The sequence below is a fragment of the Mesorhizobium sp. M1406 genome, from assembly GCF_040317555.1.
Taxonomy (GTDB): domain Bacteria; phylum Pseudomonadota; class Alphaproteobacteria; order Rhizobiales; family Rhizobiaceae; genus Mesorhizobium.
In genome coordinates this window covers 1-775 of record NZ_JAMYKW010000179.1, presented here as the reverse complement: position 1 = coordinate 775, position 775 = coordinate 1, and the positions used below count along the sequence as shown (strand labels likewise).

At 66.2% G+C, this 775-nt stretch carries 1 protein-coding gene; it reads right to left on the bottom strand.

Features of this window, described 5'->3' with window-relative positions:
• Positions 1 to 244: 244 nt before the first annotated feature.
• Positions 245 to 775, bottom strand: a 531-nt coding sequence (locus tag NKH03_RS34830) for an IS91 family transposase (RefSeq protein ID WP_352973370.1), incomplete at its 5' end; no start/stop codon positions are given.

Here is a 775-nt window from a genome sequence, read left to right as displayed (position 1 = left end):
GGGCCGCATGCTGTGCGCTATGGGGATTTGTGTGGCGGGGTGTGCCAGCGCCTGTCGCGAACGCTCACATTTCGTGCTGCGGGCGTGTCGAGGAAGTAACGTCCGGGCTTGGTCGGGGAGCTTGTTGCGGTGATTCTGACTGGGTTCGCATGCCTGATGACGGGCGCAACAGCAAAGCGCACATGCGTTTCCGTTGACCTGCGCCGGCGTAGCGCGGTCGTGGGGGCAAGCGGGCCATGCCGGATCATGGAGAGTTCTCCCGGCTCGCTGCGGTCGCGTTGGGCGGTCCGCGCGGCTGCCTCCACCGTTCGAACACCTCGATGACGATCATGCGTCCGCCGCAGCACGGGCATGACGGGCGGAAGTCTTCCGGCTCGTGCGGGGTGTCGTCATCGGGAGGTGTGGCAACGCTGAGCAGTTCGCGGGCGAGCGCGAGGCTGGCCTTGCGGGAGCCGCCGGCAAGCAGGCCGTAATGCCGGATGCGATGGAAGCCGTGCGGCAGGACATGGAGCAGGAAGCGGCGGATGAACTCATCAATCGCGAGCACCATGACCTGCTGGCGGTTGGCGCCTTCGCGACGATAGTCTTTGTAGCGGAAGGTGACGCTGTTCTTGTCGAAGGCGATCAGGCGGCTGTTCGAGATCGCAACCCGGTGGGTGTAGCGCGACAGGTAGGCAAGCACGGCTTCCGGCCCGGCGAAGGGCGCCTTGGCATAGACCACCCAGCGCTTCTTCCGGACTGGCGACAGGTGCCGCAGGAATGCCCGGCGGTCGCC